The sequence below is a fragment of the Oligoflexus sp. genome (assembly GCF_035638955.1).
In the GTDB taxonomy this organism is placed as follows: domain Bacteria; phylum Bdellovibrionota_B; class Oligoflexia; order Oligoflexales; family Oligoflexaceae; genus Oligoflexus.
Genome location: NZ_DASQYZ010000028.1, coordinates 1 through 7,316, shown reverse-complemented (window position 1 = coordinate 7,316; position 7,316 = coordinate 1). Strand labels below are relative to the sequence as shown.

Here is a 7,316-nt window from a genome sequence, read left to right as displayed (position 1 = left end):
CCTATATCGAAGTACCGACCAGAAAGATCAAGCCTTCGCAATCATGCTCTGGATGTGGTTTTGTCCAAAAAAAGCAGCTTTCAGAACGGGTCCATGATTGCAGGAAATGCCAGCTTATACTTGATCGGGATGTGAATGCGGCTCTGGTAATCTTAAATTATGCTTTGACAGGCTTTGTCACGGGTCGGGAACCGGCCTCAGGTGTGGAGGAGAAGAACTCTTTTCCTGTGAAACACGAAACTCCATTCCATACCAAAAGCCGCGAATCGATGAGCGGCTGCCAAGCCCGCAGGGCTTGTGAGGATTGGGTGGAGCAGTTCATGAATGAGTTTGGCGAATTGTTCTTTACCCGTCCCGGTCTCGCCATAAATTAAAGTGGGGAGCCTCGGGTTTCTGGCAATTTTTTTGGCCAGATCATACCAGGCTGGACCAAGGACAAAACCCTGGAGGAGAGAATCAGTCTGACCTGACATGGCAGGGAGAGCGGGCCGATAATCCTTGGCGTGCGTCGCACGCGGAAATTCCAGAGCATGGACCGCTGTTAATGTCGTTTTTTGCATCACAGGACTCCTATCGAATTGGCAGGCAACTTGCCGTATCCCATAGGACTGTCTTAGGCCAATCTTACCCTTTTGGCTCTTGATCATGACTCGGATAAGTTGATGTGATTTGATGCGATCTGCATAAGGCAGGAGACGACATGAACGCTCGGGAATGGCAGGATTTTAGGACAATCAAAGAGCCGCAGCTGCTTCAGATCTGCCGCGCTTTGCCCCTGTCTCGCATCAAATCCGCTCGTGATCTGCCCGATGTCCTGCTGCTCTACCGGACCCCGAAGCTGCGGGTTTATTATGCGCCCTTCGGACTGCAACGGCCGGCGGTCACCAGGATCATGATCGTCGGGCTCACGCCTGGCTTCGCGCAAGCCTGGCGAGCCTATGAAGCCTGGCAGGAGGCTCATGAGGACCGTGATCGTTACGAAGCCCGCTTTATCCAAAACGTGGTCTTTGCCGGTCCCACGCGACAGAATTTGATTCATTACCTGGATGATCTGGGAGTGGCCCAGGCCCTGCAGTTATCCACGTCGGCTCAGCTCTTCACCACCCACCAGCATTTGATGGCAACGTATTCCATTCTGCGTTATCCCGTTTTTGTGGGGAGCGAACTTAAGAATTATGGCGGAACGGATGCGGCTCACAAGGATCCTTGGCTGCAATCCATGATCGAGCATCTCTTCCTCGACCATGTGCGTCGGCAGAGTGTCCACACCCTGATCGTACCCATGGGCAAGTACCCGGAGCGGGTTTTGCGGATGCTGATGGATGAGGACCCTTCCCTCGAAAATCGAACACTCTTGGGTTTCCCGCATACCAGCGGGAGCAATGGACATCGTCATCAGCAGTTCCAAACCCGTCGTGCGGACTTTCTTCAGAAAGTGTCGGCATGGGGTAAGGCCCCCTCTTGTTGATTGGCTGGCCGAATCAATCCCATGACCTTCATTAAAAATAAGAATTCAATCCTGGACATTCCCAAGACCCCGTGTTTAAAGAACAGCGTCCTGGTCCCCCTCACACTATGAAGGAATATCTATGAAAATGAATACTTTGGTTGCCTGCGCATTCAGTATTTTGGCTCAAGTATCTTTCGCTCAGGAAACAGCTCTGATCACCAAAATCAATGGTTCAGGTTTTACCAGTGCTGATGATGCTCGCACCGAAACCTGCGAAGTTTTCCAAAACAAGGTTGTGATCACCCATAAATATGGAGCCTATGGCGAGCAGAGTTTCACCAGTCAGGAAGTTCGCCGCATCAAGCTGAGCAATTCCATCAAGAACGTGATTCAATCCGTTGCGAAGGAAGACGTGTCGAAATCCGACAACCTTCTGTGTGATGGTCCCTCGACCAAAGTCAGCAGCAGCCTGGCTGGCGAAACGATTGACCTGTTTGTGACCGGCGGTTGCGGCAGTCCCCGCATTGAGCGCAATGGTAGCCAGGTTCGGATGCTTCTCGACCTCGTGTCCACCTACTGCCCCGTGACTCATGACTTTGGCGTGCAAAATACCAATTTGTGATTTGAATTCGATTCCGTTCGCAGCACAGCTTTCCCACCTGCGGAAAGCTGTCATGAGCCAGGCTTTTCCGCCTGCCCTATCTCCGAGATCGTCTCGACCGGCGCTAACGTCCGTCCATCAGCCAGAGTCAGTCGCGTGATCTCAGCCTGAAGTTCAGCTACGACGGCTTCCGTCACAATTTTCTCCTGACCCCCCCAAACACCAATATTGGTATCCGACTTCAGAATCAGACTCGCGCCAGGAGCCAGGACCTCATCATGTTCAAGGCTGAAGAGGATGTCGGCGGTCGCGTCCGATCCTTCCTTCTTGCGGGACACGACCACATTAAAGGACTGAATGGGAACCTGACCCATATTTCTTACAGGAATGGATAGGACCGTGGTCTTGACCAGACCCCAGCCGTAATCCTTGTCCTCCTTCTGCAAGGGACCGATGCTGATGAATTGCGAAATTTGCGAGCGCACATCCAAATTATGTCGCTTCAGAAGATCCTTTTCACCTTTGATGATTTCGGACAGAATAAAGAGCAGATTACTGAGTCTCACCACCTGCCAGCGCTTGCCTTGTTCCATGGTGAAATTCAAAAGAAAGGTTTTTTGAAGTGAACCGTTGTGCACCTGAACGCCCACATTCGCCACGGGACCATCACGCTTCAGGTAAACGATCCTGCCCTTGGCCGGGTCCACCATAAGGGCCCTTAACCGGGTCAACTCGCCAAATGCGTCACTTGTCCGGGTGCTGGATCCGATGGGGGTTATTTTGGTTCTGGTGATGTAGGCGTCGAGCTCGCGGTTGACCAGGGCCACGATCGGCGCCTGGACGATATCCAGAAGGCTGCCTTGAAGCTGCGCCCCAATCATGCCCATGAGGCTGTCCTGCCTTGAGCTTTTTTCAAGGTCGAGCGCCTTGATATCGTCCAGGGCTGCGCCCACGGTTTTCTCCACATTCACATACTCGCGAAATGTCGCCGGATCCTGGTCCTGAATGGCTTTCGTAATGCGATAAACAGCGAAGGTCGGCGTCTGCGAACCATAATAAATTCCTGCAAGACCCAGGACCAGAGCCAGGCCAAGCCAGTATTTTTTCCCTTGATTCATCCCTGCCTCCCGGGCAATACGGTTGTGCATCTTTCTTATCCATCAGAACATTCGCCAGAGCGAGAGGAAAATCCCCGTAGCACCCGTGATACAATATCCCTCTCTTCAAAACGAGGATAGCCTGGATGAATCATGGCCGCAGATGCCTGCTGCTTTCACTGATGCTTTTGAGCCCGATGGCCCACGCTGCGGCAGGCCCTTTAACCATCGCCCCCATCGCGACCGACAGGGCGATCGACGGTTTACACGATGACAGCGTCTGGCAGGATGTTGCCGGTTTCGAGCTTAAGTACTCGATCGTGGATCAGGGGACGCCTCGCTTTCGGACGATCTACAAGGTTCTTTATGATAAGGACGCCCTCTATTTTGAGATTACGGCCTTTGACGATGATATGAGCCAACGTCGGCAAAAATACAGTCTCCGCGATCAACCCATGACCGGGGATGATGATCGTGTCTCGGTGATCATCGATCCCATTGGCAATAAAAAGTTCGGTCAGGTTTTTGGTGTGAATTCAGCGTGTGTGCCCTTCGATGCGGTGATCGATGAGGTTAATGCCCACATGGACTCGGCACCGCAATTTAATTTTTCTGCCGAGTGTGAGACGTTCAGCGATTCGTGGCGCGCCCGGCTCAAAATTCCTTTTGCTGAACTGAAATACAAGCAATCACCAGCCTTGATGACCCTGCTCGTCGATCGGCGCTTTTTGCGGGAAACGAATGGCCTTCTGACATCCAGCCCGCTCGAATACTTTGGCAATTGTCTGCTTTGCCAAGCCCAACAGGTGACCCTCATTCCTCCTGAGAAAAAAACCAGGATGAAGGCTGTGGTGGAGGCTTTTGGGAGTCGCATCGAAACTAAGGGTGAATCCAAGGATCGGCGTAGTCTGGGCCTGAGTCTGAGCCTGCCTCTGAGTCTCGGAACCACGGTGGACGCCACCTGGCATCCCGATTACTCGCAGGTCGATGCCGATGCCCCCTATCTGGCCGCCAACAATCCCTTTCCCGTTCTCCTCGGCGAAAATCGGCCGTTTTTCATGGAAGGGAACGATATCCTCTTTGCGCCGATGTTCACTGCCGCGCAGAGTCGAGCCATTGTCTCGCCTGACTTTGGCGTCAAGCTGCTGAGCCGGCACGAACACCTTAAAATTTTTGCTTTGGTGGCAGGGGACCAGCACTCGTCCTATCGACTGACACCCGGGACCTATGAATCCGACTTTGTCGAAGCCCGCGCCCCTTCGCATAATTTAATCACGCGCGGGGTTTGGAATTCCAACGATCAGCTCACCCTGGGTTTGACTGTGAACGCCAAGCGCGAGGAGGACCTTCATGAGAACACGGTCTGGGGTCCGGAAATGATCTGGAAGCCGAATCAGTGGCATCGGTTTTTTGTGCAGGCCTTGTCCTCGGTCACCCAGGATGCGGCGGATCCTGATGTCGAGGCCAGTGAGGCCTCAGAGAAAGACGGCTGGGCCCAGGGTTTTGGCTATGGCTTCAGTGGCGAACGGTCGGCCTTCGGCGTCAACCTCTATCGTATTCAACATGATTTTGAAAACGATCTGGGTTTCATGCCGGAAAATGGCGTTCGGGAAGCCAAGGCGTATTACGATTACAGTTCGCAGCTCAAGGTACCCGCCTTGGCGATCTCGGATGTTTCCGTCTATTCGTCCGTGTCCCAGAAAATGGAAAACGATACGACCCGCATCATTTCCCGAAGCGCTGCAGCTGACGTCAACTTTATCACGGATCAATGGTTGACCCTGACCTACGGCTGGGCTCCGGAAGCCGATCTGCGGGCGTCGTCCGAAGGCGAACTGCACCAGGGTCACCGGCAAAAAATAGCCTTTTCGTTCAAACCGCCGCAGTATCTTTCTGTTTTGGAATGCAAATACCGCTTTGGTGACACTCTGGTTTACAGCGAAGACAAGGTGGGCGCCAACACGAACACCATGTGCCGCATGGTCGTGAGTCTCGGTCTGCATCTTTCCGGCGAATACTCCCAGGATTTGGATCGATATCGCGTGAAAGAAAACGGCCATCGATTGGATGAACGGGTGCAGACGGCCGTGATTCGTTACTTTCTGGACCGTACCAACTTCCTGCGCGTCACGCTTCAGAGTCGTGATACCAGTAGTTTTGAGGCTCACACGCGTGAGCGCAGTACAACCCTTCTTCTGGGCCATCAGGATATCGATAGCCTGTCCGCTTATCTGGGGGTCAATCGTACGACGCTGGTGGAGGACGTCGAGGAGTCGACCGTCGAATATTTTGCCAAGCTGAGCTGTGCCCTCTAACATGGAACCAAGGCGCATGTTTCAAGATGATAACATCCGAATGTCCATTCTGCTGGAAGCCCAGTATGCCTGCTTTAACCGCCGACGCAGCCTGCGCCGTGCCGATGAAGGTCAGCCGTCGGTTCAGGAGACATCGGGCCTGATCCAGATCATGGATCCGTCGGACCCGCAAAATTCCTACGTCAACCGCCTGATCATCTGGCAACCCATTTCTGAACACGTTCTGATCGATGCCATGAAGCAGTATGAAACACAAAATATAGCCTTTTCCGTCGATACGATGCCGCATGCCATCCATGCAGGACTTTCCACTCGGCTTATCCATGCAGGCTTTGCTCCTGCCATGGAGATCATGTTTCTTCAGAGGTCCATGCAGGAAACTCTGGGGGATAATTAACGTTGATGTTGACGCTATGTATTTTAAAAAAATCGCGACAGACCTAAGTTGATCGTCAACCAAGACGGCGTGGGGTGCCGGAAGGACCCAATGCGTTACTTGGCCACTTCTGTTCAATCGGCGCTTTGTAGAAGAATATGCAATAGTGGAAAAGACGTTTTGCTTTGTTGTGCAGTGGCGTCAAGTGGTCAATGATACAACCTTAGCTTCTGTGGTTTCACCGACAATGATTCATTCGCGTGGCTTGCAAAACTTTGGATTTTGTCTATTGATATGGATCTGTCTGTTCATACAAGGGACGGCGGCTTCCGCTCCCATTGACGTGCCCTTGATTACCTACTATGATTACCCTCCATTTACCCTTCAAAATGCGTCCAAGAGCCTTACACAGGAACTTGCCGAGTATCTTTCGCAGGCTTCGAATGGACGCTTCCACTTTTCGGTCAAAGTCATTCCCAAGGGACGCCTGGATGTCATGATGGAGAAACCTGACTGGAAAGGGGTCATCGCCTGGATCAATCCAAAATTCGTACATGATGAAGCCAAGACGCGTTACCTTTGGACCGCAGCTATCATGAACGAAATCGATCTGGTTGCTTCAAACAAAGAAGCCCCGCACGACTACAAAGGGCCGGAATCCCTGCGCGGTTTGAAATTGGGTGCAGTGCTCAATCAACGTTATGCTGATGTTGAAGATATGATCGCCAAAGGTGCTTTAATTCGTACGAATGCCCGCAGCCAGGAAAACGTCTTAAACATGCTGATCCATAGGCGAGTGGATGTCGCTTTCGTATCGAAAAGTACTCTGAGTTGGTTTCGAATACATTTGAAGGGCTTTGAGCAAAAGGTCGGTTTTTCCCCTGTCCCACGCAATACTTTCACTCGACATGTGATGCTTTCCCGTACTTTGCCGCCTGATGTGGTCGACTATGTAACCAAGACGACTAATGGCTTGGGAAGTCAGGCCCAATGGCAGGACATCATGAATCGCTTTCACATTAAGGATCAAATCCCTTGATCCTCGTAAGCGCAAGCAATTAAGCATGGAGAAGAGTTGTAAAATCTATTTGGGGGTTGAGGCCAGAATCATGGTTAGCGCAAAGATGGTTGTGTTGCGTTTGCAGACGTTGAGCGGGGGGAAGCACGAATTCGCGAACGATCATGCAGCGACGGAATAGAAGATCTCTGCAGAGGTATCACCCTCTGCTCTGACCTGCCGTTTTCGAATGATCCTCATCGACTCAAAGCCACCAATTGTAATCCTTGCCGTTCGAAACCGCTTGAAGCCAAGCGTGGCCCTGCATAGCTGTTTGATGGGCCTATGGCCCTGCTCGATAATGTTGTTCAAATTTTTGTTCTGACGAATTTGGATATCGGTGCCTTCGTCACCATTATAGGCCTGAATGCCGGCGACGTTGGCTCCGCTTTTGTCGGTGGTGAGTCTTATCGGTTCATC

8 protein-coding genes and 1 pseudogene are annotated in these 7,316 nt (G+C 52.0%); 6 read left to right on the top strand and 3 right to left on the bottom strand.

What is annotated here, in order from left to right:
* Positions 1-5 precede the first annotated feature (5 nt).
* Positions 6-140, top strand: a pseudogene (locus tag VE954_RS43690) (zinc ribbon domain-containing protein); the annotation flags it as partial.
* A gap of 57 nt (positions 141-197) precedes the next feature.
* Here the strand turns inward: VE954_RS43690 and VE954_RS03485 are convergent.
* Positions 198-560 carry a sigma 54-interacting transcriptional regulator gene (locus tag VE954_RS03485; RefSeq protein WP_324949706.1) on the bottom strand — a complete coding sequence of 121 codons (363 nt, stop codon included), beginning with the start codon at positions 558-560 and terminating at the stop codon, positions 198-200.
* Positions 561-700: 140 nt separating this feature from the next.
* On the opposite strand from VE954_RS03485, the gene VE954_RS03480 reads away from it, so the two are divergent.
* On the top strand, positions 701-1,468 hold the full coding sequence (locus VE954_RS03480) for a hypothetical protein (RefSeq protein ID WP_324949704.1): 768 nt from the start codon (positions 701-703) through the stop codon (positions 1,466-1,468).
* A gap of 121 nt (positions 1,469-1,589) precedes the next feature.
* The gene (locus VE954_RS03475; RefSeq protein WP_324949702.1) at positions 1,590-2,072 is read left to right on the top strand and encodes a hypothetical protein; all 483 of its coding nucleotides are present in this window, start codon (positions 1,590-1,592) and stop codon (positions 2,070-2,072) included.
* A gap of 50 nt (positions 2,073-2,122) precedes the next feature.
* Here VE954_RS03475 and VE954_RS03470 read toward each other — a convergent pair whose 3' ends face one another.
* The gene (locus tag VE954_RS03470) at positions 2,123-3,169 is read right to left on the bottom strand and encodes a DUF2939 domain-containing protein (RefSeq protein WP_324949700.1); all 1,047 of its coding nucleotides are present in this window, start codon (positions 3,167-3,169) and stop codon (positions 2,123-2,125) included.
* 125 nt (positions 3,170-3,294) lie between these two features.
* On the opposite strand from VE954_RS03470, the gene VE954_RS03465 reads away from it, so the two are divergent.
* From VE954_RS03465 to VE954_RS03455, 3 genes are all read left to right on the top strand, one after another.
* On the top strand, positions 3,295-5,463 hold the full coding sequence (locus VE954_RS03465) for a DUF5916 domain-containing protein (RefSeq protein ID WP_324949698.1): 2,169 nt from the start codon (positions 3,295-3,297) through the stop codon (positions 5,461-5,463).
* 16 nt (positions 5,464-5,479) lie between these two features.
* A complete protein-coding gene (locus tag VE954_RS03460; protein WP_324949696.1) occupies positions 5,480-5,860 on the top strand; it encodes a hypothetical protein in 381 nt (126 codons plus the stop codon).
* 145 nt (positions 5,861-6,005) lie between these two features.
* On the top strand, positions 6,006-6,878 hold the full coding sequence (locus tag VE954_RS03455) for a hypothetical protein (protein WP_324949693.1): 873 nt from the start codon (positions 6,006-6,008) through the stop codon (positions 6,876-6,878).
* Between the two features lie 141 nt (positions 6,879-7,019).
* On the opposite strand, the gene VE954_RS03450 is transcribed toward VE954_RS03455, so the two are convergent.
* A partial coding sequence (locus VE954_RS03450; RefSeq protein ID WP_324949691.1) for a DDE-type integrase/transposase/recombinase occupies positions 7,020-7,316 on the bottom strand: 297 nt, incomplete at its 5' end.

What these genes read in the sequence shown, in the direction of transcription:
- VE954_RS03485 (WP_324949706.1), bottom strand. Translation starts at nt 560, where the DNA reads ATGCAAAAAACGACATTAACAGCGGTCCATGCTCTGGAATTTCCGCGT.
- VE954_RS03480 (WP_324949704.1), top strand. Translation starts at nt 701, where the DNA reads ATGAACGCTCGGGAATGGCAGGATTTTAGGACAATCAAAGAGCCGCAG.
- VE954_RS03475 (WP_324949702.1), top strand. Translation starts at nt 1,590, where the DNA reads ATGAAAATGAATACTTTGGTTGCCTGCGCATTCAGTATTTTGGCTCAA.
- VE954_RS03470 (WP_324949700.1), bottom strand. Translation starts at nt 3,169, where the DNA reads ATGAATCAAGGGAAAAAATACTGGCTTGGCCTGGCTCTGGTCCTGGGT.
- VE954_RS03465 (WP_324949698.1), top strand. Translation starts at nt 3,295, where the DNA reads ATGAATCATGGCCGCAGATGCCTGCTGCTTTCACTGATGCTTTTGAGC.
- VE954_RS03460 (WP_324949696.1), top strand. Translation starts at nt 5,480, where the DNA reads ATGTTTCAAGATGATAACATCCGAATGTCCATTCTGCTGGAAGCCCAG.